At 51.0% G+C, this 21,420-nt stretch carries 21 protein-coding genes; 8 read left to right on the top strand and 13 right to left on the bottom strand.

All coding sequences use genetic code 11. The annotated features are described in order from the left end of the window. Positions 1–19: 19 nt before the first annotated feature. The 3 genes from K7P01_RS05425 to cdd form a co-directional block, all read right to left on the bottom strand. A complete protein-coding gene (locus K7P01_RS05425) occupies positions 20–841 on the bottom strand; it encodes a CheR family methyltransferase (RefSeq protein ID WP_254085766.1) in 822 nt (273 codons plus the stop codon). Positions 842–1,102: 261 nt separating this feature from the next. Then, complete coding sequence (locus K7P01_RS05420) at positions 1,103–3,028, bottom strand: GAF domain-containing protein (protein WP_267290672.1); 1,926 nt, start codon at positions 3,026–3,028, stop codon at positions 1,103–1,105. 76 nt (positions 3,029–3,104) lie between these two features. Further along, positions 3,105–3,569, bottom strand: a complete 465-nt coding sequence (gene cdd / locus K7P01_RS05415) for a cytidine deaminase (protein WP_267290671.1) — start codon at positions 3,567–3,569, stop codon at positions 3,105–3,107. A gap of 261 nt (positions 3,570–3,830) precedes the next feature. Here cdd and K7P01_RS05410 point away from each other — a divergent pair, with 261 nt between their 5' ends. Next, positions 3,831–5,162, top strand: coding sequence for a saccharopine dehydrogenase C-terminal domain-containing protein (locus tag K7P01_RS05410; RefSeq protein ID WP_267290670.1), 1,332 nt, complete (start codon positions 3,831–3,833; stop codon positions 5,160–5,162). Here K7P01_RS05410 and rnhA read toward each other — a convergent pair. The 9 genes from rnhA to aroQ form a co-directional block, all read right to left on the bottom strand. After that, complete coding sequence (rnhA, locus tag K7P01_RS05405; protein ID WP_267290669.1) at positions 5,159–5,620, bottom strand: ribonuclease HI; 462 nt, start codon at positions 5,618–5,620, stop codon at positions 5,159–5,161. The genes K7P01_RS05410 and rnhA overlap by 4 nt on opposite strands. Then, entirely contained in the window at positions 5,617–6,189 is a 573-nt protein-coding gene (locus K7P01_RS05400) for a MarC family protein (protein WP_267290668.1), read from the bottom strand. The genes rnhA and K7P01_RS05400 overlap by 4 nt, the downstream gene beginning before the upstream one ends. A gap of 111 nt (positions 6,190–6,300) precedes the next feature. Further along, positions 6,301–7,044: a porin family protein gene (locus tag K7P01_RS05395; protein ID WP_267290667.1), complete on the bottom strand. Its 744-nt coding sequence runs from the start codon at positions 7,042–7,044 to the stop codon at positions 6,301–6,303. 87 nt (positions 7,045–7,131) lie between these two features. Further along, positions 7,132–7,755 carry a porin family protein gene (locus tag K7P01_RS05390; RefSeq protein ID WP_267290666.1) on the bottom strand — a complete coding sequence of 208 codons (624 nt, stop codon included), beginning with the start codon at positions 7,753–7,755 and terminating at the stop codon, positions 7,132–7,134. A 321-nt stretch (positions 7,756–8,076) separates the two neighbouring features. Next, entirely contained in the window at positions 8,077–9,468 is a 1,392-nt protein-coding gene (locus K7P01_RS05385) for a hypothetical protein (RefSeq protein ID WP_267290664.1), read from the bottom strand. 52 nt (positions 9,469–9,520) lie between these two features. Further along, positions 9,521–10,060 carry a carbonic anhydrase gene (locus K7P01_RS05380; protein ID WP_267290662.1) on the bottom strand — a complete coding sequence of 180 codons (540 nt, stop codon included), beginning with the start codon at positions 10,058–10,060 and terminating at the stop codon, positions 9,521–9,523. Between the two features lie 141 nt (positions 10,061–10,201). Beyond that, the gene (locus tag K7P01_RS05375; RefSeq protein WP_267290660.1) at positions 10,202–10,561 is read right to left on the bottom strand and encodes a hypothetical protein; all 360 of its coding nucleotides are present in this window, start codon (positions 10,559–10,561) and stop codon (positions 10,202–10,204) included. A 142-nt stretch (positions 10,562–10,703) separates the two neighbouring features. After that, positions 10,704–11,759, bottom strand: a complete 1,056-nt coding sequence (locus K7P01_RS05370; protein ID WP_267290658.1) for an aminotransferase class V-fold PLP-dependent enzyme — start codon at positions 11,757–11,759, stop codon at positions 10,704–10,706. Next, positions 11,756–12,187, bottom strand: a complete 432-nt coding sequence (gene aroQ, locus K7P01_RS05365; RefSeq protein ID WP_254085755.1) for a type II 3-dehydroquinate dehydratase — start codon at positions 12,185–12,187, stop codon at positions 11,756–11,758. Before aroQ ends, K7P01_RS05370 begins: the two co-directional genes overlap by 4 nt. A gap of 84 nt (positions 12,188–12,271) precedes the next feature. Between aroQ and xerD the strand changes: the two genes are divergently transcribed. Together xerD and K7P01_RS05355 are read left to right on the top strand one after the other, a co-directional pair. Continuing rightward, positions 12,272–13,180, top strand: a complete 909-nt coding sequence (gene xerD / locus K7P01_RS05360; RefSeq protein WP_267290655.1) for a site-specific tyrosine recombinase XerD — start codon at positions 12,272–12,274, stop codon at positions 13,178–13,180. A 96-nt stretch (positions 13,181–13,276) separates the two neighbouring features. After that, positions 13,277–13,816, top strand: a complete 540-nt coding sequence (locus tag K7P01_RS05355; RefSeq protein WP_267290653.1) for a DUF4136 domain-containing protein — start codon at positions 13,277–13,279, stop codon at positions 13,814–13,816. A gap of 56 nt (positions 13,817–13,872) precedes the next feature. Here K7P01_RS05355 and K7P01_RS05350 read toward each other — a convergent pair whose 3' ends face one another. Continuing rightward, positions 13,873–14,394 (bottom strand): porin family protein, encoded by a 522-nt coding sequence (locus K7P01_RS05350; RefSeq protein ID WP_267290651.1) that lies wholly within the window; start codon positions 14,392–14,394, stop codon positions 13,873–13,875. 96 nt (positions 14,395–14,490) lie between these two features. On the opposite strand from K7P01_RS05350, the gene K7P01_RS05345 reads away from it, so the two are divergent. From K7P01_RS05345 to K7P01_RS05325, 5 genes are all read left to right on the top strand, one after another. Next, the gene (locus tag K7P01_RS05345) at positions 14,491–15,531 is read left to right on the top strand and encodes a quinone-dependent dihydroorotate dehydrogenase (RefSeq protein ID WP_267290649.1); all 1,041 of its coding nucleotides are present in this window, start codon (positions 14,491–14,493) and stop codon (positions 15,529–15,531) included. 67 nt (positions 15,532–15,598) lie between these two features. Next, positions 15,599–18,076, top strand: a complete 2,478-nt coding sequence (locus K7P01_RS05340; protein ID WP_267290647.1) for an FtsK/SpoIIIE family DNA translocase — start codon at positions 15,599–15,601, stop codon at positions 18,074–18,076. A 30-nt stretch (positions 18,077–18,106) separates the two neighbouring features. Further along, complete coding sequence (locus K7P01_RS05335; RefSeq protein ID WP_267290645.1) at positions 18,107–18,748, top strand: LolA family protein; 642 nt, start codon at positions 18,107–18,109, stop codon at positions 18,746–18,748. Positions 18,749–18,757: 9 nt separating this feature from the next. After that, positions 18,758–19,579 carry an orotidine-5'-phosphate decarboxylase gene (gene pyrF / locus K7P01_RS05330; protein WP_267290643.1) on the top strand — a complete coding sequence of 274 codons (822 nt, stop codon included), beginning with the start codon at positions 18,758–18,760 and terminating at the stop codon, positions 19,577–19,579. A gap of 232 nt (positions 19,580–19,811) precedes the next feature. Then, on the top strand, positions 19,812–21,407 hold the full coding sequence (locus tag K7P01_RS05325; RefSeq protein WP_267290641.1) for a hybrid sensor histidine kinase/response regulator: 1,596 nt from the start codon (positions 19,812–19,814) through the stop codon (positions 21,405–21,407). The last annotated feature ends 13 nt before the right edge of the window (positions 21,408–21,420 follow it).

Here is a 21,420-nt window from a genome sequence, read left to right as displayed (position 1 = left end):
TCGTCAAAGTGCAGCTCGCTTAATCTTTTATTTTCTTATATATCTTCTCCTCATTGTTTACGACAATGAATCGGCTGGCGTAATCACACCAGATCAATGACTCTTTCGAACCAATTGCCAGGTAGCCGTACTTGAACAAGCTCTCGTGGAACTTCTTCAGTACTTCGTTCTGCAAGTTCTGGTTGAAATAGATCATGACGTTCCGGCATAATACCAGATCGAATTTATTGAAGATCTCTCCCAGCACCAGATCGTGGCGGCGGAAGGAGACGTTCATGAAAAGGTCTTTGTTGAAGATGGCGTTGCCATTCTCTTCGCGGTAATAATCCTTGAAGCTTTTGGTGCCCTGGAACCGGATGTAGTTTTTCTCATTCAGCTCCATGTTCTTGGCAGGGTAGGTGGCTTGCTTGGCGCGCTCCAGAATGTTTACATCCAGGTCGGTAGCAATCAGCGTCACATCTTGCAGAATGCCCATCTCTTTGAGCATAATGCACATGGAAACGACTTCTTCGCCCGACGAACAGCCTGCGTGCCAGATCTTGAATTGCTTGTGATTGAGCTGGATGGCGGGAATGATCTCCTCCCGCATAATGCGCCAGAAGCTCGGGTCACGAAACATTTCAGTAACATTTACCGTGAGCTCGTCGAGGAACTCGTTGATAAAGGCTGGTTGTTCGGTTATTTTTTTCAGAAGTGCGTCTACCGAAAGTTTCTTCAATTCCATGATCCGGAGCACACGTCGTTTGAACGACGACATGGCATAATTCCGGAAGTCATAGTTGTACTTCTGGTAAATAAGCTCTGAAATCTTTTTTAGGTCGGCAATGTCGATATCGAGCATGTACAGGTCTTTATAAAGGAACCCAAAATTAAGTGCTATTACGTACCGGGGGGTGAATTTGACAGTGAAATCTTACACGCGTTCAAAAGCACCCGAAGGCCGCGTTTTTCTTACAGTAATGAAATTAAGTAATTCAATCTAATTAGTTGAAAAAAAGGCATTTAAAAACTTTAAAAAGCTCCCCTGGAAGTGTGTATCTACAAGCTATATCCGACGGCAAAGACAGGCCGGTGGGCCGTCTGACACACGGCATACACGTGTTTATTTTACTTTCCGGTTAAGTTCTTCTTGCGTGATTTGCAGGGCTTCCAGGTTTACCCGGAAGGTCTTTTCAACCTCTTCGGCTACCTGCCAATCGTCGCTGCGCACGGGCTTCCTGGCAACTGTTGTTTTGAGCGACTCAATGGTCTGCACGTAGTCGGCCTCCCGTGTGCGGAACGTGCGGGCTGCCTCTTCCAACGCTTCGGCTGGCGAAACAAGGCCTTTCCGTTCTTCTTCGAGCGATTGAATGCGGGCGATATACCCTTGCTCCTTGCGTGCTATCTCTTCCTGGGTGGCTTGCAGCTCCTCCATATTCTGGCGCATCTCCTCTTCCTGTGCGCGCATCTCTTCTGTCTGCTGCTGGAACTGCTCAATAAGGTGTTTATTCTTTTGTGCCGACTGTACCGAGGCGATCGTTGAAGCGATGGTCTCGCCCAGGCGCTCGACGAAGGCAATCTCGTGCGGCTGGTATTCGTGGAAGGATGCGAGCTCGACAACACCGTATACTTTCGTGTCTATCTTCAGCGGCACGATCAAAATAGCCCGGGGGTTGGCATCGCCTAACCCGGAGGTGATACGCACGTATTCGTCAGGGAAGCTCGTGTAATAATTTGTGTCTTTTTCAAGAAAGGTCTGCCCCAGCAGACCTTCACCCGGTTTGATACGCCGGGTCTCGTGTTTCTTGATGTCAAAGGCGAAGAGCGACACCAGTTCGAGGTACACATTGTTCTCTTCTTCGTCGTTGAGAATGTACAGGCCGCCCTGGTTCGAGCGCGTGTATTGCACCAGTGATGCGATGATCTGATCACCCAGCACGCGGATGTTATCACTCGACGAACGCAGAATGTCTACAAACTTGGTTAGCCCTTCATTGGCCCACTGACGCTTGCGCTCTTCTTCGTTCAGGTTCTTGAGCTTTACCTGCATGTCGATCAGCGAGTCGGCTAGCTTGTTCTTGCCGCGGTTGTAGCCAGTGTCAAGCGACTCGCGATAGTCCATCGACAGGTCGCCCTGGCCAATGGCCGTGACGAAGTTGGTGGCGTCTTTAAGGCTCTCGAGCGTTTCGTTGATCTGGCTTGCCATTTTGCCGATCTCGTTGGGTGGTAAGTTGTACACTTGTTCGTGCCGTGCGGAAGTCTCGGTCAACTGGCGAATCGTGCGCAACACAAAGCGGTCGAAGCAATAGTACAGCGCGATCAACAGTGCGATGTTGAATAGAATGATGATCGTTACCCAGTTCTCCACGGCGCGTTTATCGCGGGCCACTTCGTCTTCGAGGTCGTTGAAGAGATTGTCATACCAATGGCCCAACGTAATGGCCAGGCTTTCTTGCCGTAGGCGCGCCTCGGCGGCCACGGCAGGATCCGGTAGTACAAAAACAGGCCCGGCGACGGCTACTGCCACAGGTTCGGGGACGATGGTCTCGGCTTGTGTGCTGTCACTGAATTGTGTTGTATCGTCCGTAACGATCGGCGCGGGCACAGCAGCGGGTGTGATTGTTGTTGCTGCCGAAGCAGCCTTTCGCACGGGAAGTAAGGTCGTGACAGTTTCTTTGTATTGATTCCAATACCGTATCAGGTTGTCATACGAGATGCGGGGCAGGCGTGCCAGTGGCTTCAGGATGACGTCGGTGCGGCTGATGCGGCCACCGTTGCCCAATATTTCCAACTGCGCGTCTTGTTGTACGAGGCGTGCCTGGATGTCGATGGCTGTTGTTGTGTCTTGTGCGCGGAAGCGTTGTATGAGCAGTGAGATCTGCTGACTGGATAGTTGGGTGCTGCGGGTAAAGTCAAGCTTTTGTTCGACTTCATCCAGTGTATTGATCTTCTGCCGGAGAATGAAGTACTCGGCGATAAAAAGCGCAGTGATCAGCAGAAGCAGATAGAGACCGATCTGGCGGAGAGATTTATCACGCAGAAACTTCATGGCGAGCAAGTAAACTAAAATACGCTAAACCCCAAAATTTACCAATTTATGGCGATGTAGGATCACAGGCAGATTTTTAGAGATTATCCTTCGAAAAGGCAAAGGGCAGGAGCGAGGCTGCCGTGGAGGTCTTCACCCACCGGTTGTCGGGCGCCTGGAACACAACCTCCATTGGTGTGTTTTGCCGGTGCTCGAACTCCAGCATGACCTGCCGGCAGGGTCCGCAGGACGACGCTGACACTAATGGTGCGACCCCGCCGCGCAATGCTATTACCGCCAGCTTGCGGATAGACATGCCCGGATACTGCGCCGCAGCGGCATAAATTGCCACCCGTTCTGCACACATACAAGAGGGGTATGCGGCGTTTTCATGGTTTGCGCCTGTCACTATGACACCATTGTCGAGCAGTAAAGCAGCACCTACATGGAATTGCGAATATGGTGCATAGGCCTGTGCCGACGCTTTGACGGCAGCTTGTACGAGCTGCTGGTCGCCGGGTTCGAGGTCTTCAAGAGTGTCCAGAATGGTGAAATTACCCATGTTATATTTTATGGCATTACTGTAATCAAAGCTAGGGAAAGCTGTGGGAATGACAATATCTGGCTTGTTCGTGATAGCTTGCCGGCGCCAGCGTTGGAATAGCTTTGTCGCGGCCCCTTGCTTTGCTATGGCTTTGGTATGGCGAAAGGTCACTATATGGTCGCTGTAAGGTTGTTAAAACGCGGCTTCTTTTTTTGGTGGGAGTCACGGTGTCCGACAGTTCTTGTAATTTACTATAATTGAGATCTCAAACAACCTCTCATGAAAACAGTCTTGATTCTGGGTGCGGGCCGGTCTTCTTCTGCGCTGATTTCTTATTTATTGAATGAAGCCAGTCGGCGGGAGTGGAGTGTGCTGGTAGGCGACCTGTCTGTCCAGGCTGCCGCCGAACGTCTCGAAGGTTCTCCGGTAGGACGGGCGTTACGGTTTGATGCGGGCGAAGAGCGGGCCAGTCGCGAAGCCATCGCGCAGGCAGATGTGGTGATCTCACTGCTGCCCGCTATGCTGCATCCGGTGGTTGCCCGCTATTGTTTACAAGAAGGCAAACACCTGCTTACCGCCAGCTATATATCTCCCGAGATGAAGGCCTTACATCCGGAAACGTTGGGCAAGGGCCTGCTCTTTCTGAACGAATGCGGGCTTGATCCGGGGATTGATCACATGAGCGCGATGCAGGTCATTGACCGTATTAAAGCCAACGGTGGCGAGCTCACTTCCTTTGAGTCGTTTACTGGGGGGCTGATCGCACCCGACACCGATATTGATAATCCCTGGCGGTATAAATTTACCTGGAACCCACGCAACGTCGTGATGGCGGGCCAGACCACAGCGCGTTACCTGCACGATGGTCAGTATAAGTATATTCCCTACCAGCAGCTCTTCAAGCGGATCACGGCAGTGCACGTGCCCGGGTATGGCGCGTATGAAGGATATGCCAACCGTGATTCGCTGAGCTACCGCGATACGTATGGACTGGAAGGTGTAAGCACCTTACTACGCGGCACGTTACGCAAGGAAGGATTTTGTTCAGCGTGGGATGTGTTGGTGCAATTAGGATGTTGTGATGACACGTATGCTATGCACGGCGTAGAGAAGTTAACGCACCGTGCTTTTATCGATGCCTTTTTGGAGAGTGATGCCGGTGTTTCGGTCGAGGATAAGTTGATGCGACGTTTTGCCTTGGTGCCGCATGGAGCAGCGTTGACGCGACTGCAGTGGTCGGGATTACTGGAGGAGCAGCCCGTGGGGCTGGCGACCGGTACACCCGCCCAAATTCTGGAGCATATTCTGAGTAAGAAGTGGACGTTGCAGCCTGCGGATAAAGATTTCATTGTGATGTGGCATCGCTTTGGGTATACGCAGGGGGGCGTGAAAAAAACAATTCAGGCATCGCTTGTGGCGACGGGTGAAGACTCGGTGCGCACGGCCATGGCCCAAACGGTAGGCCTGCCGTTAGCCATTGCGGCCCGGCTGCTGTTGCAAGGCAAGATCGCCGCGCGCGGGGTGTTGATACCGATCACACCGGAGTTTTATAATCCTATTTTGGCGGAGCTGAGTACACTCGGCATCACCTTAGTGGAAGAGGAAGCTTAGCGGGCGCCGCTGGTGCGCTCGTATACGTCGTCGATCAATAGCGGACCTTTGCTGGCGGCTTGTACGGCCAGGAAGTCGCATCGCTCGTTTTCGGGATGGCCGGCATGGCCTCGGATCCAGACAAACTTCGGTTTGAATTTCATGTGCAAGGGGATGTATCGTTGCCACAGGTCGGGATTGGCTTTCTTGTCAAAGTTCTTTTTTTGCCAGGTCCAAATCCAGCCTTTCTCGACGGAGTCTACAACATACTTGGAGTCTGAGTAGATGGTTACGGCAATGCCGTCTTTTTTGATGGCTTCGAGACCTTTGATAACCGCCAACAGCTCCATACGGTTGTTAGTGGTCAGGCGAAAGCCTTCGGCAAGTTCTTTGACGGCGTCTTTAAATTTCATGACGACACCATAACCTCCCGGGCCCGGATTGCCTTGGGCTGCGCCGTCAGTATAAATACGAATCATAATGACAGCGCGTGGGTTTTAAAGATTTTCACGGCAATAGCCAACAGAATGACACCAAATACCCGGCGTAACACGGCAAAGCCCGACTTACCAATAACACGCTCCAGCCACACGGATGAACGGAGCACGAGGTATATAAAGCCCAGGTTGAGGACGATCCCTATGAGGATGTTCCACTCCTGATAGACCGCGCGTAGCGAAAGGATGGTTGTAAGTGTACCGGCGCCGGCGATCAGCGGAAAGGCCAGCGGCACAATAGAGCCAGAGCCTTTGGCGTCGGGATCGTCTTTGATAAGCGTGATGCCCAGGATCATTTCAAGTGCCACAATAAAGATGATGATGGCACCGGCTACAGCAAACGATGCAACATCCAAGCCAAACAGTCTCAGGATGGACTGCCCAACGAAAAGAAAACTGATCATCAATACAGCCGAGATGATGGTAGCTTTTTCGGCGTGGATCCTCCCTTCGCGTTTGCGAATGGTAATGATGAAGGGGATAGACCCCAAAATGTCGATGACAGAGAAGAGGATGAGGGTCACCGAGAAGATTTCTTTCAAGTTGAGCATGAACGCTGTCGTTTTCGTGCAAAACTAATCAAAAAACGGTTTGGGGATATAAAAAAGGCTCATCGTCCTGCGATGAGCCCTTCGTAAGGAAAAGGTCGTACGAATACGTTGTTATTTTTTCAGCGTGAATGGCACGCCCACAGTGAATTGGAGTACCCGGTTCTTGGTACTGATGTCGATATCTTCAAAATCCCAGAGCTTTGTCATACCAAAGGTATAACGAACGTCAATCATGATCTTTTTAAAAAGGAGAGCGCCCAGGCCGGTTTGAAGGCCAATGTCGCCTCGTCTTTCGACTCCGTACTCGTCGGTGGAGAATGTTTTAGAGCCGAACTTTACGTTGGCCTCGTTCGATGTTGTTGTTATAACTCCACGATCACTGTACGTAGTCTCTTGTTTAAGCTTTCCTCCTACACCGAGGGCGAATGATGGTCCCGCTACGACAAAGAGCTGTGTAGCGCCTTTCGCAAGGCTAACAGTATACTTTGCCAACACTGGGATTTCCAGGTAGTTCAGTGTAAGCTTCGACTCAGCGTCATAGTGTCCGATGACGATGTCGCCCACCGTAACGGCGTCTACATGTACGACGGCTGAACGGCCTTTTTGAATAAAGCTTACCTCCGGCTGGAACGAGAGTGCTTTTGTAATCGGAATGTTGATGCCGACACCTACGGTAAAGCCGAGCTTGGTTTGGGCATCGCTGGCGCTAAAGCCAACGTCACTACCACCTCGCGGTTCATCAATTTTAGTCTTAATGTCGGAGGAAGTCAGTCCGGCCTTCGGGATCAGGGTGACCTGTGCATACGTAGTCTGGAATGCAACGACAAGTGCGCCGATTAGTAAAATTTTCTTCATGTGTATAGCTAAAAGTTAAAGCCAACGGCAAATAAACAAAACGCCCCAGCAAGCTGAGGCGTTTTAATATAAATGTTTTAGCAGGAATTATTTGCCGCCGATAGACAGCGGAATGCCTACAGTAAACTGAAGCACATTGTTCTTTACGCTAGAGTCATCATACAGATCCGTGAGACCCAGGCCGTAGCGAACGTCGATCATTACTTTTTCAGCAATGATCACACCCGCACCAAGTTGAAGACCGATGTCTGTGCCTTTCTCGATGTAGAAGTCATCGCTGTTTTCGTCTTCGTCGCCGAATTTGATGTCGGATTCGCCTTCCTCATCACCTTCTTCCCACTTGTTTTTGCCACCCAAGCCAAATGCTACTGAGGGACCTGCGTTGACATAGAATTTCGTACCCTCACCAAAAGTAGCTTTAACCAGCACTGGTACTTCCAGGTAGTTCACGGTGTACTTGTCAGAAAAGTCGCCTTCTTCAAATTTTCCACCTTTTTGAATGTAGTTGATCTCCGGTTGGAGAGAGATCATACCAGAACCGAGGGGCATGTTTAAGCCGGCGCCGATCGTAAAGCCGGGTTTAAATTTTGCATCTTCTACATCATCACCCGACCATTTAGAAAGGGTAAGACCTACTTTGGGAATGATGGTTTGGCCATACGAAAAACCAGCGGCGAAGGCCATAGCGCCAATCAGTAAAAATTTTTTCATACGTGTTTTTGTTAAAAGGTTTTTATGCTGCAATGATAGCCGAAATTGTTTGCGGCCCGTGGCCGGTGTAAGAATTTCAGCAGTTTAGCATGATTATTATATAGTATTGCTTTTACTGGCTTCGGTGGTGATTGTCCAGGTTACTGTAAGATTAGTGTAATATTATGTATATGAAAGGTATATAAATCGAAACGCCGGGGAAACCCGGCGTTTTCGTCTGCAAACCTAACTCTAACCTGGCGCCCCGGCGAAGTGCAGCCTGGCCGGTGCAACGTTGTCATGACAAGACGGGCTCCTCGCAAGACATATCGTTATGATCTTTTAAAAGAAGATCTGGTATTGTAGAAGTATCTGTCCGCGCGTGCTGCTCTTTACATATTCGTTACCAGCCTCGATGCGATAAGTGGGTCGACTCTGGTAATCGAGCGTGATCTTGCTCGTGTGACCTTTGATGAGCCAGTTCACGCCGATATCCCATACGTCCATGCGGTCGCTCAGGCGGTCGTAGTCTGCGCTCATCAACGATGCGTATGGCATCAGTGTACCGTTGCCTTCGCCCAGCAGGTCTTTCTTTAGCAGGTATCCGATCTGTGTATAGATTACCTGGCCAGTGCCAAACATCGGGAACGCATTGCCCTGGCTGGCGCCCGGTACATTCGCAGTAACCAGTCCGTTGGCAGGGTTCATGCTGCCGTTATACCGCAGGTAGTTGGTGCCGTAGTCCATGTCGAAGTATCCGGCGTAAGCCGATAGGGCTGTTCCCTTTTCCGTGTTAAGCGGTGCGTCGTAAAACACCGCTGCGGACAACAGAGTCATGTCTTCGTAGTTTGTCGTGATACCGCCGTCGGCACTGGTCCACAGGGCATTCTTCTGCGTAATGAAGCCGGCCTCGAGGTTGAGCACTTTCTTTTTACCGAGGTAGGTGCCCGTCATATAGGGTGTGGTGTGTGCTTCTTTATCAAAGAAGTTCCACATAAAGAAACCCTGATATTGTTTGTGGTGACCGACTTGTGCGAAAGTGGCTGCAGGCCCTATCGCCGGCGCCGGCGAACCGTTGCTGGTGATGGGGAAGGGATCGCTCAATACCACGCGGTAGTCAAACTTGCCGAGTTGACCGCGCGCATAGATACTCAGCTTACGCGCGAACTCGTCGGTCTGATCTACGGTGGCTTGTGCAAAAATCGGCACATCAAGTGTCATGATCGTGCCGATGCTGGGTTGACTAAAGCGTGACAAACCGTTGGCGATGGTCAGACCACCGCCGAGCTTCAGGTGGTCATTGTCTTTCCAAATTTTATACTCCCCCAGGAAGTCGTGAAAGAATACCTGGAATTTGCGGTTGCCACTGTTGGTGGCGTTTTGACCTGCCAGGTAGTTGAAATTGTTCTGACCGAATTGTGAATAGAACGACACGTGGTCTGTCAGTTGCCCATAGAACTGAATGCGCGTCCTGCGCAGACCGATGTCGAAGGTCTCGGGAGAAGCGTCACCCAGTACTGCCGTGCCGGGGTTGCTGTCGTTGTAACGAAGCCACAGCTGGTTGAGGAACGTGAGCTTCAGGTAATGACGACCGTCATCATTCAGTTTAAGCCGAAGCTCTTCCAGCGGGGGCCTGGCGGGTTCTTGCGGTGTTGTAGCCTGTTGTACCTGGCCCCACACTGCAATAGCCGGTAACGCTGCCCATGCAACGGCAGCGAAGAGAAATTTCTTCATGTCAGAACGTTAAGTTATTTAGTTACGGGCAATATCATTTACCCGCCTAAAGTTAATTTAACGAAATAAGATTGTTGTAAGAAATTCCATTGTGGAATACCTGGGCCGGTTCACCGTGCGCCCCACCCGTTACTACTCCGATGATAGTCAGGCGTCTGGCTTTGATCAGGGCCTGGATGAAATGATACTCCATCAACAAGTTGCATTGCTGAATGGTGTTGAGCTCCACCAGTGCCTGCTCATATACGGCGGCATCCATACAATCTTCGGCCGGCACTCCCAGGGGCGTGTTGCCGTTAAAGACCAATGCCGCATAGGGCGAGTTGTCTGACAAATCTTGCAGAATGTGCTGCACCGCCACGTCGTGGAGGTGACCCACCACTACGATCTGGCGGCAGCCTTCATCTTCAACAAAGTACCGCAGCTCTTCCTGCTGCCGGTAGTTATGACGTCTCACCACGTTGCCGGGTGAGCTGAGGATAAATACATTTTCGTGAAATTCGTGCGCGGTCTCTTCCTGGCTATCATGACAGGCGATGATCAACGTCTTTTCTTCCCGCATCCGGGCACTAAAGGGCACCTGGTTCTTCATATCGCAGCGTTAGCGTGTTGTGTAGGTTGTTTTTTAGACGATGCGGATAGAGTCTCCGCAAAGGTGCGTTCAGGTACGCGCCCCGCGCCACAAGGCAACAGGGTTAACCACGGGCCGTGAAGCCCGTCAACGAGATGAAGCTCAGATTATATAGACGCCAAAAAGCGTATAGAGCGGGGGATGAAGATCGATGTGTTCGGAGAACGAGCAAGGCACAAACCTGCTTTCATGTGATTGTGTCAGGATCCGTGTATGATCGCTGAAGTCAATGATCGTAATATAGTCCGTAACCCAGATGTCGTGGCTAAACCCGGTCTCGTCATCTTCTTTTTCTTTCAGCAGTTGCGGAATAACGATCGGGCTGTGATGCGCATGCAGGACGACATGGTCATTTTGAATATCGGCGGCCAGGGTAACAATGGGCAGGAATACAGGCGCCAGAATCTGAATTAGCAAGGCCATCAGCACTACCCGCATAAGACTTCTGGATGTTCTTGCCATGTTACCGCGTTACTAAACAAAGGTCCAAAGATTTTCGAAGAATTATAACCCCCCGGAGGATAATTTTCCTGCGTCTATTACCCATGTCATAAATCGTCATTTAGAAAACGATTGCAACTGGGGGAGGCCCCTGTCTTTATAACTAGTAATCCTGCAAGAACGTCATTAATGTGCGGACCTCTTTTTGGTTCAGTGCCGGGAAATTGGCAATGCGGAACGAGGAGGCCTTAAATTCGCCATATCCTTCGCCCAGCAGCAACCCCGCCTTGCGGGCCGAGCGTTTAATAGTGTCCATCACTTTAGGGTCCGCCTGCACTGGCACGACTGTATGCGAGTGCACGGATTCGGCCTCCACAAAGTGCTGTATGGTTTTGCGCTTTTTTAGAAAATCACGCCACTGCTCGTAGCGTGCCAGGGTAGTCTCATGCACCGCTTTGATCGGCGGGGCCTTTTCCATCACGCGCATAAGCAGGTAAATTCCCAACACATTGGGGGTATACGACGTTTGCCATTTCTCCATCATGTCCATCATAAAGAGCAGGCTGTTATAATGCGCGCGCTCACCAATGGTTCGGGCGCGCTCTAATGCTTGCGGGGAACACACCATGACACCCAACCCGGCCGGCAGACCAAAACACTTTTGTACCGAGGCGTACCAAATGTCGGCCGATTTAAAATCCAATTGCACTCCCGCCATCGAGGAAGTGGCATCAACTGCCACGAGGTAGGAGGGATTGTTGCGTTTGATGGCTTTGATGATGTGGTTGTGTACTTGCGTACCGTTGGATGTCTCGTTGTGGGTTAGACAGAGCAGGCCGTCCTTCAGGTCGAAGATCAGGCGTGTGGGATCGAGCGGCTCGTTTACATGGAAGGGTATCGGCTCGGCCAGCGGACGGATGCGTTTAGTGTAGTCAAACCACTTTTGTCCGAAGGAACCGTTGTAAAGGTGGTAGCTTTTGTCTGTTACGATCGACTGTGCCAGGATCTCCCAACACTCTGTGGCCGACGACGTAAAGAAGATGGTATAATTCTTCGGGATCCCAAGCTTCTGTTTGAGCAACCCGATGGTGCGTTTCGACATGTCCACAAACGCATCGCTGCGGTGGTTGATGCTCATGATACCTTGCGCATAGGCGTCGCGCACATACGTCGGTAGTTCGCGGTGCACGCGCGAGGGGCCGGGATAGAAGGAGATCATAATGCCGGTGATTTGTGTTTAAAATATTCGAGCGCGAGGGCATATCCTTCCATGCCGAAGCCGGTCAGCATGCCCGCGCACTTTGACGTAATCAGGCTTTTATGCCGGAATTCTTCGCGGGCATAGACATTGGAGATATGCACCTCCACGACCGGCGTGCGAATGGCGCCGATAGCATCGTGCAAGGCAACGGAGGTGTGGGTATAGGCTCCCGCGTTGATAATGATACCGTCAAAGTCAAAGCCCCGCTCGTGCAGTTTGTTGACAAGCTCACCTTCTACATTGGATTGATAGTAGTGCAACTCAAATGCCGGGTAGCGTTGGCGGAGTGTCGCGAAGAAATCTTCGAACGACTGGTTGCCGTAGACGCCAGGCTCACGTTTACCTAACAAATTTAGATTGGGGCCGTTTATGATCTGTATCTTCATGTTCCTGTCTTGCGTTTCAGGGTGAGAAGCGAAAGTTAAAGGCGTGTGTGATAATAAAAAACTTCTTTCCATTAATATTGAAGCATGAATTGGGATCTCCATATAAAGCACTTCGGCCACTACCTCAAGATTGAGCGTTCGCTGTCGGAGAACTCCCTGGCCGCTTACCTGCACGACATCAACATGCTGCGTCAGTTTGTGACGCTGCGCGACCCGCAGTGCTCGCCCCTGAAAGTAACCCCGGCGCTGCTTCGCGACTTCCTCGAATATGTACACGACCTGGGCATGAGCGCGCACAGCCAGGCCCGTATTCTTTCCGGTATCAAAGCCTTCTACCGCTACATGCTGCACGAAGGCCTGATGGAGGATGACCCCACGGCCCTCATCGAGGGCCCTCGCCTGGGTCGCAAGCTGCCCGACACGCTGGCCTATCACGAGATTGAAAAGTTGTTGGGGGCCATTGACTTGTCTACCCCGGAAGGCGGCCGTAACCGCGCCATGCTCGAAGTGTTATACAGCTCAGGGCTTCGCGTAAGCGAGCTGGTGGGCCTGAAAATAAATAACCTGTATTTCGACACGGGGTTCATTCGTGTGGTGGGTAAAGGCAACAAGGAGCGCCTGGTGCCGATTGGCCGGGACGCCATGAAGCACACAACGCTCTATCTGGAGAAAATCCGCGGCTTCCCGCCCCACAAAGAGCCCAAAGCGGCTGACAGTGTCTATGTGTTCTTAAATCGCCACGGCCGTAAGCTTTCGCGGGTGATGATGTTTACGATCATTAAAAACCTCGCCAAAGCGATTGGCCTGGGCAAGGCGATCAGTCCCCACACTTTTAGGCACTCGTTCGCCACCCACCTGCTCGAGGGTGGCGCCGACCTGCGGGCCGTCCAGGAAATGCTTGGACATGAATCTATTACCACCACCGAGATTTACACGCACCTGGACCGCGATTACCTCCGCCAGGTTATCCAGGAATTCCACCCCAGGTCTTGAGGCCCGAAACTGCGGCCAACCTGCGCTAAAGCTCCGGTAGACAGGCATGAATATTTTGTAACTTCCCCTAAGTGATAGTTCTTATTAATAATGTATATGAAAAAGTGTATCCTGCCTGCGTTCTTATTGCTCACGGCCCTGTCCGCTGCTGCACAATCCTTTAAAATTGTCACACCGCCCAACGTCAATTTTGCTCCTTACGAAAGTTTTGTTGTCATGAAGGGAGAGATCATGACGCCCAAAGACGAACGCCGCGTGAGCGAAGACACGCTGCTGGCGCAAATGAAGCGCGCCATTGTGGCCGAGCTTGAAGCAAAGGGTTATAAGCACCTGGACGATTCCCTGGCGGCACGCTTCCGGGTAGATTATGTAGCCGGCACGTTTCAGGTAACGCAATCCGGCAACGTAGGTCCGCTGGGAGAAACGCCAGCCTCTACGGGCGCCGATGTAGACCAGTCGCGCAGTTGGTCGCGTGACATGAAGGAAGGCATTCTCGAGATCACCATGAACGACACCCGCACGGGCAAAGAGTTTTGGAAAAGCTCCGGCACGGTCATGATGCAAATGAGTGACAACAAGACACTCGATGCGGCAGTGTACAAGGCCTTGAAAAAATTTCCGAAGCGAAAGCGATGAATAAAAAAAGTCCCGGCCAACTGACCGGGACTTTTTTATATCGATCCGATAATGGCTTACAGGTTGAATTTCAGACCACCCGAAATTACGAACTGGTTGAATTCGCCTACCGTTACACGAAGCTCAGAGAAAGGAACGACATTCTTTCCGATCTCGAAGTTGATACCACCCCCCAGGTTAAGGCCTACTTCCATGTCGCTGTCGCCATCGTCATCGTTGCGACCCGCACCGTCCCACTCCCAGTGGAAACGAGTGAAGTTCAAGCCACCCAACCCGTAGAATTCAAAAATGTCTTTGTTGTAGAAATAGTAGTTGGCGTTGAAGTTTATTTCCATAAAGCTATGACGCCAGTTGCCATGATCTTCCGGAAAATAGAAAAGCAGCTGAGGAGAAATTGTTACCTTCTTTGATACTTTGAACTCTCCGATGCCACCAATGCCAACCTGATCGATATCACCCGATGCCAGCCCCAGGAGGAAACCCAGGCGGTTCTTAGTACTCTGCTGTGCATAGCTCGAGGTGTTCGCCAGCAGCATAGCAAGGCATGCAAACAAAGCTGTGATAAAAACTTTTTTCATAGATAGAGTTTGATTATTTAAGCTGCGAACATACTACATTTAAGAATATCGGTATACTATTTTCGCCCGTATCCATTATCCCTTTATCTTTGCGGCATGTATAAAACCCTGGTCCGCCCGCTACTTTTTCTCATTGATCCAGAACGCATTCATCACATGGTATTTTCTGTTTTGCAGATGAAAGGTAGGATTCCCGGGTTCAACCGCCTGCTGCGGGCTCTTTTTACAATAGAGGATCCAACACTGGAACGTGTACTTTTTGGATTGAGATTTAAAAATCCTGTTGGCCTCGCCGCGGGGTTAGATAAAGATGCCCGCCTGACGGATACAATGGCCAGCCTGGGCTTTGGCTTTGTAGAGATCGGCACCCTTACGCCCAAACCGCAAGCCGGCAACGATGCCCCCAGGCTGTTTCGCCTACCCCAGGACCAGGCATTGATCAACCGTATGGGCTTTAACAACGAGGGGGTTGCTGCTGCAGCGCAACGCCTCCGGACGCGTAAATCCGAGGTGCTCATCGGCGGTAACATCGGCAAGAACAAAGTCACCCCCAACGAAGAAGCTTTGAACGATTACGGGTACTGCTTTGAAGCATTGTACCCGTACGTCGATTACTTCGTGATCAACGTAAGCTCGCCCAATACGCCCGGCCTGCGTGAGCTGCAAGAGAAGGAGCCCCTGCGCAAGCTGCTGCAATATGTTATCGGCCTGAGCCGCAGCAAGCCAACGTATAAACCCGTGTTGCTCAAGATTGCCCCTGACCTGACGCAAAGCCAGTTAGACGACATCATCGCCATTTTACAAGAAACTAACACCGACGGTGTCATTGCCACGAACACCACCATCTCGCGCGAAGGCCTGCGCACTGCGTCCACGGAAGTGACCGCCATCGGCAACGGGGGTTTGAGCGGCAAACCGCTGGCCAAACGCTCGACGGAAGTGATCGCATACTTGCGCAATCAACTGGGTAAATCCTTTCCGATCATAGGTGTGGGCGGGATCATGTCGCCGGAAGACGCCGCCGAAAAGCTCCACGCAGGTGCGGACCTTGTGCAGGTGTATACTGGCTTTATCTATGAGGGACCGTCATTTGCGAAGAGCATTAACAAGCACCTTCGGAAAAAGGCCCTGCACTGAGCTTCGGTAAAATTGAACGGGCGCACATCCATACATTTTTGTTAGTTTTGACCTATTTTTAAAGCGGATGGCACAAAACACCTATAAGTCAAATAACTTTAAGAAACCGGAAAAGGAGAAGAAGGGAAAAGCTGCGAAGTCCCGCTTTTCGTTTGCGTTTTTGAAAGATCCGCGGTTTAAGCTCGCCATCGGCTTTTTCCTCATGATCGTGGGTATCTTTTTGTTCCTGTCCATGTTCTCCTATCTCTTCACGGGCAAGGCCGATCAGAGCGTAGTCGAAGCGACGCAGGATTCGGCGCTGGTAGAGTCCGGTCGTGAAGTGGCCAACTGGCTGGGGCTGTGGGGCGCCATAGCATCACATTATTTTATCTTCCGCTGGTTTGGCGTTGCAGGTTTCTTTATCCCGCCACTGGCATTTCTGGTGGGCTTCAAGATCATCTTCAACCGCGAGTTGGTCCGCATATTTTCGTTCACGATCTTCTCCATCTTCTCGGGCCTGTGGCTTTGCCTGTTGCTTGGCTACATGACGATGATCAACGATGGCGTAAGTGAGTGGAGCTTTCTGGGTGGCGGCTTTGGATATCAAATGGCCGTGTTGAGTGACAGCATGTTTGGCTGGGGCACCTTCCTGCTGCTGATCCTTTCATTGTTTGTCTTTATTATATTCTATTTTAATGTAACGGCCATTCCGCTCTTCCAACTCAAAGATCCTAAGCCGATCGGCAATGATGCCATCTTGCCTGACGATGGCGAAAAAGAGGAGGTGGTAGCCGAGGGGCCGTTGGCGCCTGAGTACACCGATGACAAGGACAACTGGCCGGAGCGTAAGAAAGAAGAGAAGGCTGAACCGATTGTCCTGGTGAAACCGCCCCCGGTAGCACCGGCGATGAATAAACCCAAAGAGCTGACGCTCGAAATAGAGCGCCCCGAACCCCCGCCGGTAAAGAAAAACGAGCCGGAATTTATCATTGAAGAGACCCTCGAAACAGACGAGCTGGCCGAGCGGCTGGTGGAAGAGCAAGGCGAATATGATCCGACCCTCGACCTGAGCAACTATAAATTCCCGACGCTCGAGCTGCTGAACGAATACGACACTGGTAAAGCCGGCGTAAGCCAGGAAGAGCTCAATCAGAACAAAGACAGGATTGTCGCCACGCTGGTAAACTTCAAGATCGGCATTCAAAGCATCAAAGCTACCATCGGTCCGACCGTAACACTCTACGAGATCGTACCCGATGCAGGTATCAAGATCTCACGAATCAAAAACCTGGAAGACGACATTGCGCTCAGCTTGTCGGCGCTGGGTATTCGGATCATTGCGCCCATCCCTGGCAAGGGAACGATCGGTATCGAGGTGCCGAATAAGAATCGCGAGATGGTTAGCGTTCGCTCGGTATTTGCCTCTGCGGCATTTGCCAAAACCGATAAGGAGCTGCCTGTGGTCATGGGCAAAACCATTTCCAACGAGGTACTGGTGATCGACCTGGCCAAAATGCCGCACTTGCTGGTAGCGGGTGCCACGGGCCAGGGTAAGTCGGTCGGTCTGAATATCATCCTGGCATCTCTGCTGTACAAGCGGCACCCGTCGCAGCTCAAGTTTGTGCTGGTCGATCCTAAAAAGGTGGAGATGTCGCTGTTCAGCAAGATTGAACGACACTACCTGGCCAAACTGCCTAACAGCGAGGAAGCCATCATTACCGATACCAAGAAGGTAGTGCATACACTCAACTCGCTGTGTATAGAAATGGAGAACCGGTACGAGATTCTCAAAGATGCCGGCACGCGCAACCTGAAGGAATACAACGCCAAGTTCATTGCGCGGAAACTCAACCCCAAAGAAGGACACCGCTTCTTGCCCTATATCGTACTCGTCATTGACGAGCTGGCCGACTTGATGATGACAGCGGGTAAAGAGGTAGAAACTCCGATTGCCCGCCTGGCCCAACTGGCGCGTGCCATTGGCATCCACCTGGTGGTGGCAACGCAGCGCCCGTCGGTAAACGTTATTACCGGTGTGATCAAGGCCAACTTCCCGGCACGCTTGTCATTCCGCGTAACATCCAAGGTAGACTCACGCACCATTCTTGATGCAGGTGGCGCTGACCAACTTGTGGGACAAGGCGACATGCTGTTGTCGACAGGTTCGGATGTGATCCGTCTGCAGTGCCCATTTGTCGATACGCCCGAGATCGAACGGGTTGTAGAATTTATTGGTTCTCAGCGGGGTTATGACTCCGCGTACATGTTACCCGAATACGAGGGCGACGACGAAGGTGGTGTGGCGGATGTGGACCTGTCTGACCGCGATGCGCTCTTTGAAGACGCAGCTCGTCTGATTGTCATGCACCAGCAGGGCAGTACATCGCTTATCCAGCGCAAGCTCAAACTGGGGTACAACCGGGCTGGGCGCCTTATCGACCAGCTTGAGGCGGCCGGTATTGTTGGACCCTTTGAGGGCAGCAAGGCCCGGGAGGTGTTGATTGTAGACGAGGGAAGTTTGGAACAATTATTGACATCGTTAAAAGAAAGACACCGTCAATCTTAACTTTGCAGCATTATTTAAGCGAATAACCGAATGAAAAACACGATTTTAGCCTTCTTGGCGATGATTTTGGCAGTAACCGTATCCGCCCAGTACGATCCGAAGGCGTTGGAGACACTCGACGCCATGAGCAAAAAGTACAAGACCATCCCGTCCTTTGAGGCCAATATTTCCTACACACTCACCAACGACGTTGAAAGGATCAGCGAAGAGTTTAAAGGCAAAATCACGGTAAAAGGCAACAAATTCCGCCTGGCGCTGCCTGAACAGGAAGTCATTAACAATGGCGCGACCATCTGGACGTACCTGCCGGAAGCTAAAGAGGTCAACATTGACAACTATGATCCTAATTCGGAAGACGTGAATCCTTCCAAAATGCACGAGATCTACAAAAAAGGCTTCAAATACCTCTATCTGCAAGACAAGGTAGAAAACGGTGTGATGTGCGAAGAGATCGACCTTGTTCCTGAGAAGAAAGACGCTCAATATTTCAAGGTGAAGATGTTCATCAACAAAAAGGATAAGATCATTCAAAGCTTTACGCTGTTTGACAAAGGTGGCAACCGCTACAAATACACGATCACCAAGTTTACACCCAATGTCAAAGTAGAAGACTCCTTCTTTACTTTCGATGCGAAAAAGCATCCGGACGTAAGCGTTGTTGATCTTCGCTAATCCTTCTTCATGAACAGGCAACAGCTCTTTGAGCAGATCCGGAAGAAAAGCTCCTACCTGTGTGTAGGCCTCGACACCGACCTCAAAAAAATACCCCGTCACTTGCTGGCGGAGAAAGACCCTGTCTTTGAGTTCAATCGCCAGATCATTGACGCCACGCACGACTTCGCGGTAGCGTATAAACCCAATATTGCCTTTTACGAGGCGCTGGGACTGAAAGGGTGGGAGAGTCTGCAGAAAACTTTGGAGTATATTCCGAAAGACGTCTTTACGATTGCCGATGCCAAACGTGGTGACATCGGCAATACTTCTTCGCTATACGCACAGGCGTTCTTTAGTCAGATGAACTTCGACTCTATTACGGTAGCGCCGTACATGGGCGAGGATTCTGTAAAGCCGTTCCTGGAATTTGCGGGCAAGTGGGTTATTCTGCTGGCGCACACATCCAATACCGGTGCCAATGACTTTCAAATGATTGAGTCGGCCAATGGCCGTAAGTTATACGAGGAGGTGTTGCTGCGGTCGCAGCAGTGGGGCTCGCCCGACCAGCTGATGTATGTAGTAGGCGCCACGCAAGCGGACAAGATCCAGGGCATCCGTGCGTTGGCACCCGATCATTTCTTCCTGGTGCCTGGCATTGGCGCCCAAGGAGGGGACCTCGAAATGACCTCACGCCACGGTATGAATAAGCAATGCGGGCTGTTGGTGAACTCTTCGCGGGCCATTATCTATGCTTCGGGCGACAAGGACTTTACAACCCGCGCCCGTGCGGAAGCGCAGCAAGTACAGCAGGATATGCACCGCCTGCTCGACAGCATCCTCGGGAAATAGCACCGGATACTTACAAAAAACATTCATCAAAATTCATGTACCATTAACCACAAAACGTTTTGTGTGAGGAAAGAGTGAGCGTGAGTGTGTTCGCTTTCGCGCTCACACTCGCTCTGTTTTTAGGTGGGAATGATTTTTGTATTCGCGCAGGATTGTGATGAACCTGAAGAAGGGGACTGCAGCCAGTTGAAAAGCTGTAGGCAGATCCGGACTTCGTGCTATTTTTGATACTATGGTGCTCATTGTCGATGACAATCAGGAAAATGTATTTTCGTTAAAGACGCTGCTGAATCTTCATAAGTTTGATGTCGATACAGCCAACTCTGGCGAGGAAGCTCTTAAAAAAATCCTGAAGAATACATATTCCCTCATCATCCTCGACGTGCAAATGCCCGACATGGATGGCTTTGAGGTGGCCGAGGCGGTTTCCGGCTATAGCAAATCGAAAGATATCCCTATCATCTTTCTCTCAGCCGTCAATATTCACAAAAAGTTTATTACGAAAGGCTACGCCTCGGGCGGTATTGATTACGTTACCAAGCCTTTCGATCCGGATATTCTGCTGCTCAAGATCAAGACTTTCTACAGGCTTGCCGAACAAACCCGCCGTCTGCAAGAGATGGACCGGGAGCTTCGCGACGAGATTGAATTCCGAAAGCGGGCCGAAAGCCGCCTGAAAGACAACGTAGCCGAGTTAGAGTCGATTTTAGAGTCGATTCCGCAAGTTGCTTTTACTACGGATTTCGATGGTAATGTGGAATTTGTTAACCAAAACTGGTATCAATTCTCGGCAGATAGGGATAAATTTCCCCAATGCGAGGAGGGAGACATGTGCCAATACGTTAAATCGGCCATTCGAACTCAGCACCAGCAAGTGCACGAAGTAAAGGTAAAAAAGCTAGGCCTTGAGGCCTTTCGGTTTTACGTGCTGTATTTAACCCCTGTCCAGCACCACGGCATCGCTTCTAAATGGGTTGGTATCCTGACGGACATCCACGAGCAAAAGATTGCTGCCCAACTTTTAGAAAAACGGGTGCAGGAGCGTACGACCGAGCTTGTGCGCACGAATCAGAAACTGGAGGAGAGCAATTACGAACTGCAACAGTTTGCTTTTATTGCCTCGCACGACCTGCAGGAGCCGCTGCGTAAAATCCAGGTCTTTAGCAACCTGCTGAATGAAAAGTATACTCCGCCATCACCCCAGGCCCAAGGCTATCTGGAAAAGATCAACCTCTCTGCTGAGCGCCTGCGCAAACTTATTGCCGACGTGCTCGATTACTCCAACATCAAGGGAGAAACTTCCTTTAGCATCGTAGACCTGAACGGGGTAGTCGAACGCTTGTTGACTGACCTGGAGGTTGTCATTAAGGCAAAAGGTGCATCGATTACAGCGGGGCCGCTGCCTACGCTGGAAGTAATTCCGGTGCAGATCCGGCAAGTGTTTCAAAACCTGATCAGCAATGCGCTGAAGTTTGCGCGCAAGGATGTGCCCTGCCAGATCGAGATCACGGCCGAGTATATTGCTGACAAAGCGATCGATGCGCCGGCCGTGCCCGATGGTGATTATTGTCGCATCGCAGTACAAGACAATGGCATCGGCTTTAGCGAAGACTACGCCGAAAAGATCTTTGAGATCTTCCAGCGTCTGAACACCTCCGAGCGGTATGAAGGCACCGGCATCGGACTGGCCATTGTCAAGAAGGTGGTCGACCGGCATCACGGCTTAATTGCAGCACGCAGCATTGAGTCTCTGGGTACTTGTTTTATCATGGTTTTTCCGGTGCGGCAAACGAAGCCGGTAGAAGCCTTGCAGCAGTTTACTACATAGCATCTTAGTAAGA

Origin of the sequence: Parachryseolinea silvisoli (assembly GCF_021190955.1) — a bacterium.
Lineage (GTDB): Bacteria > Bacteroidota > Bacteroidia > Cytophagales > Cyclobacteriaceae > Ohtaekwangia > Ohtaekwangia silvisoli.
Note: the sequence above shows the minus strand (reverse complement) of the source record. Positions and strands in the feature narration are given on the sequence as shown.

Excerpts from the sequence above, each read along its gene's own strand:
- K7P01_RS05425 (WP_254085766.1), bottom strand. The coding sequence starts at position 841 with ATGCTCGATATCGACATTGCCGACCTAAAAAAGATTTCAGAGCTTATT.
- K7P01_RS05420 (WP_267290672.1), bottom strand. The coding sequence starts at position 3,028 with ATGAAGTTTCTGCGTGATAAATCTCTCCGCCAGATCGGTCTCTATCTG.
- cdd (WP_267290671.1), bottom strand. The coding sequence starts at position 3,569 with ATGGGTAATTTCACCATTCTGGACACTCTTGAAGACCTCGAACCCGGC.
- K7P01_RS05410 (WP_267290670.1), top strand. The coding sequence starts at position 3,831 with ATGAAAACAGTCTTGATTCTGGGTGCGGGCCGGTCTTCTTCTGCGCTG.
- rnhA (WP_267290669.1), bottom strand. The coding sequence starts at position 5,620 with ATGATTCGTATTTATACTGACGGCGCAGCCCAAGGCAATCCGGGCCCG.
- K7P01_RS05400 (WP_267290668.1), bottom strand. The coding sequence starts at position 6,189 with ATGCTCAACTTGAAAGAAATCTTCTCGGTGACCCTCATCCTCTTCTCT.
- K7P01_RS05395 (WP_267290667.1), bottom strand. The coding sequence starts at position 7,044 with ATGAAGAAAATTTTACTAATCGGCGCACTTGTCGTTGCATTCCAGACT.
- K7P01_RS05390 (WP_267290666.1), bottom strand. The coding sequence starts at position 7,755 with ATGAAAAAATTTTTACTGATTGGCGCTATGGCCTTCGCCGCTGGTTTT.
- K7P01_RS05385 (WP_267290664.1), bottom strand. The coding sequence starts at position 9,468 with ATGAAGAAATTTCTCTTCGCTGCCGTTGCATGGGCAGCGTTACCGGCT.
- K7P01_RS05380 (WP_267290662.1), bottom strand. The coding sequence starts at position 10,060 with ATGAAGAACCAGGTGCCCTTTAGTGCCCGGATGCGGGAAGAAAAGACG.
- K7P01_RS05375 (WP_267290660.1), bottom strand. The coding sequence starts at position 10,561 with ATGGCAAGAACATCCAGAAGTCTTATGCGGGTAGTGCTGATGGCCTTG.
- K7P01_RS05370 (WP_267290658.1), bottom strand. The coding sequence starts at position 11,759 with ATGATCTCCTTCTATCCCGGCCCCTCGCGCGTGCACCGCGAACTACCG.
- aroQ (WP_254085755.1), bottom strand. The coding sequence starts at position 12,187 with ATGAAGATACAGATCATAAACGGCCCCAATCTAAATTTGTTAGGTAAA.
- xerD (WP_267290655.1), top strand. The coding sequence starts at position 12,272 with ATGAATTGGGATCTCCATATAAAGCACTTCGGCCACTACCTCAAGATT.
- K7P01_RS05355 (WP_267290653.1), top strand. The coding sequence starts at position 13,277 with ATGAAAAAGTGTATCCTGCCTGCGTTCTTATTGCTCACGGCCCTGTCC.
- K7P01_RS05350 (WP_267290651.1), bottom strand. The coding sequence starts at position 14,394 with ATGAAAAAAGTTTTTATCACAGCTTTGTTTGCATGCCTTGCTATGCTG.
- K7P01_RS05345 (WP_267290649.1), top strand. The coding sequence starts at position 14,491 with ATGTATAAAACCCTGGTCCGCCCGCTACTTTTTCTCATTGATCCAGAA.
- K7P01_RS05340 (WP_267290647.1), top strand. The coding sequence starts at position 15,599 with ATGGCACAAAACACCTATAAGTCAAATAACTTTAAGAAACCGGAAAAG.
- K7P01_RS05335 (WP_267290645.1), top strand. The coding sequence starts at position 18,107 with ATGAAAAACACGATTTTAGCCTTCTTGGCGATGATTTTGGCAGTAACC.
- pyrF (WP_267290643.1), top strand. The coding sequence starts at position 18,758 with ATGAACAGGCAACAGCTCTTTGAGCAGATCCGGAAGAAAAGCTCCTAC.
- K7P01_RS05325 (WP_267290641.1), top strand. The coding sequence starts at position 19,812 with ATGGTGCTCATTGTCGATGACAATCAGGAAAATGTATTTTCGTTAAAG.